At 37.8% G+C, this 3,032-nt stretch carries 3 protein-coding genes; 2 read left to right on the top strand and 1 reads right to left on the bottom strand.

Annotation, left to right across the window (positions count from 1 at the left end):
• Positions 1-461 precede the first annotated feature (461 nt).
• On the top strand, positions 462-752 hold the full coding sequence (locus C1642_RS18785; RefSeq protein ID WP_001984002.1) for a hypothetical protein: 291 nt from the start codon (positions 462-464) through the stop codon (positions 750-752).
• Position 753: 1 nt separating this feature from the next.
• Here C1642_RS18785 and C1642_RS18780 read toward each other — a convergent pair whose 3' ends face one another.
• Complete coding sequence (locus C1642_RS18780; protein WP_103236750.1) at positions 754-1,659, bottom strand: LysR family transcriptional regulator; 906 nt, start codon at positions 1,657-1,659, stop codon at positions 754-756.
• A gap of 111 nt (positions 1,660-1,770) precedes the next feature.
• Between C1642_RS18780 and C1642_RS18775 the strand changes: the two genes are divergently transcribed.
• The gene (locus C1642_RS18775; RefSeq protein WP_103236749.1) at positions 1,771-3,009 is read left to right on the top strand and encodes an SGNH/GDSL hydrolase family protein; all 1,239 of its coding nucleotides are present in this window, start codon (positions 1,771-1,773) and stop codon (positions 3,007-3,009) included.
• Positions 3,010-3,032 lie beyond the last annotated feature (23 nt).

The raw sequence follows: 3,032 nt of genomic DNA, 5'->3' as shown, positions 1-3,032 counted from the left end.
CTACCTAAGTGCACTAAAAACACGTTTTTTGGTGTGACGCCCCTCGTGCCTTTGATGGAGGAACGGGAGTGGGACACCCTTGGGTGTGCTGGTTTCTTAGGTATCAGTCTGCTAACCCTCTTTCGTTTCGCCACCATAATAATGAGCAATGAGTGGGCATAACTTCTTTTAACCAAGGAGTCACTCATGACTATTATTCTATATTTTTTAAATTCTTTTATTAAACCTACTTACATTCAACCTCTTTTACTCAAGCAGTCATTTCTTAGAGTTCTTTCTCATCCTCTGTTTAAAAGAACTACACACTATAGAGTTCGAAAAATTTTTACTTAATCTTTTTGTGTACCCATCTTGATATACAAGATTGGGGGCAGAAGTTTTATGTATTCAAAATCACATAAAGATTAAAACTTCTATCAACATCACTTAACGATAACAACAACCCATGAAGAGTAACAAGAATGTTTTTTCTCTATCGTTTTGTTTTGGTGAGCCTTCTGACAATAGGTGTTTTAAATTTGATGGGGTGCAGGCCAATGAGTAAAAATGAATTTAATACGCGTTGTGTATGGGCCGGACATGACCTTTCAGCGTGTAATTGTATTTATAATTCTTTAGAGCAGCATTATTCACCTCAATTTGTAGAAAGTTTACCAAAATTAAGTTTGCAAAATATTGATGCAAAAATGAACTTTGTAGAAACCATGAATCAAACAATGCAGCAGTGCCAATTGAGTGCGAGCAAACACTAAACTAATTTATAGAGGCATGCTCTACCAAAAAATCCAAGAATGTACGTACGCGATTAGGAACATACTTATCATGGCCAATCCAGACAGCATGAAATTCTTCAGAAGCATGAATATTCCAATCTTCAAGAATTTTGACGAGTTGTTTTTGCTGTAAAGCATTTCGAATCTGGAATTCATTTAGTTGAGCAATGCCAGCACCTGCCAGTGCCAACTGCAAAATTGCTTCGCCATGGTTTACTTTTAAAACTTTAGAGGAGGTTAGGCTGATTTCCTGAGTTGCTTTTTTAAATAACCAGGTTTTGTTCTGGCGTTGATAACTTACATCTAAAAGCTGATGTTCATGTAGTTCATCTGGATGCTCAGGACAACCGTACTTTTCAATATATACAGGAGAGCAAACATACTGTTTATAAGTACTGCCAAGTGATCGGGCCACCAGATTGGAGCTTTTCAAAGGACCTGTTCGAATCGCAACATCAATTCTTTGTTCAACCAAATTAATTACTTCATCACTCAAATGAGCTTCTAATTCAATTTCCGGGTAACGTTGATTAAACAAACTAATGCATGGCAATAAAAAGTGTGTCCAATATGAAAAACTGGTATGGATTCTAATTCGCCCTTTCGGTGTATGATTTGCGGTAACCGATTGTTCCAGTTCGTCCAAGTCATTGAGTATTTGAATGCCTTGCTCATAAAACTGGCATCCTTCACTGGTAAGCTGAAACTGACGTGTTGAACGATTGAGTAACCTGACACCCAGTCTTTTTTCTAAACGAGAAATTAACTTGCTTACGGCAGACGGCGTCATATTACATGCTCTTGCTACCGCTGAAAAACTTCCAAGCTCGACCACCCTTATAAAAATTGCTAACTCGCCAGAACGATTGATATCAAAATAAGACATAGCAAAATTTATTTATGAATTAGATTCACAAATCTTATTCCGCTTAGACCGCTATAACAAGGCATCAATTTGTTTCAAGATACCTTTAATTCGTTTTAAAGAGTTTTTGAGATGAAACTTTATCAAGCTCCCCTATTTTCTTTGGTTTTAATTACGAGCTTTGCACAAGCTGATGTAGAAAACAGCCAATGGATTACCACTTGGTCTGCGAGCCCTCAAAAAGTCTGGAATAAAGACTTCGTTTTTCCAACACTCATTCCAGAGCAAGTATCTAATCAGACTATTAGACAAATGAGCAAAATTAGTTTGGGCGGTGAAGCTGTTCGGCTCGTTTTTACCAATCAATATGGTAAACAGCCACTTTATATTGATCAAACAACGATTGGTTTAGCGAACGCAGCAACTCTAAAATCTAAGAGCACCTATCCCGTTTATTTTTCTGGTCAACTTAAAGCAAGAATTTTACCCGGCAAACAACTCATAAGTGATCCAATTCAGTTGCCTGTACCCGATCATGCTCAATTAGTGGTGAATAGCTTTATTCAAAAGCCTACAATGTTTAAAACATTTCATTGGGATGCCAAACAAACCAGTTGGCTGATTAGTGGAAATCAGACAACAAATTTAACTACGCCAACCGATGCCAAAACAACGACGGCACGGTTATTACTGTCTGCAATAGAGGTAAAGCCCAAACAAAAGGCTCATGTAGTTGCAGTTGTTGGAGACTCAATTACCGATGGGGCGACTGCAACCTTAGATGCAAATACAAGATGGACCGATTTTTTAGCGAAACGTTTATCTGCACACCAAGTAGCAGTGATTAATAGTGGTATTTCAGGAAATCGATTACTTACCGATGGTATGGGTGATAGCGTTTTAAAGCGTTTAAACAGTGAGATATTTCAGTATTCAGGCGTTAAAACTTTAATTGTTTTGGTTGGTATCAATGACATTTCATGGCCCGGTACAGCTTTTGCACCTAAACAGCAAATACCCTATTTTGAGGCGCTCACTCAAGGTTATCGACGTGTTGTAGGTGAGGCCCATAAACATAATATTCAGGTGATTGGTGCAACCTTACTTCCGTTCTCTGGTGCTTTGCCTAATACCTCTTTAGATAATTATTATCAACCCAACAAAGATCAATTACGTCAGCGCATTAACCACTGGATGAGAACCAGTCATACCTTTGATGGTGTGCTTGATCTTGATGAAGGCTTAAAAGATCCAAAACATCCCAATCGATTAAATCCAATTTATGATTCTGGAGATCATTTACATCCTAATGATCGCGGCAATCAGCATATGGCAGAATTGGTAGATTTAGATCAAATTATTAAAAATTAATGATTCCCCCATCAGGTGAAATC

The organism is Acinetobacter sp. AKBS16 (assembly GCF_002899995.1).
Taxonomy (GTDB): Bacteria; Pseudomonadota; Gammaproteobacteria; order Pseudomonadales; family Moraxellaceae; genus Acinetobacter; species Acinetobacter baumannii.
The sequence above is the reverse complement of the archived record's forward strand: the minus strand, read 5'-3'. Positions and strand labels throughout refer to the sequence as shown.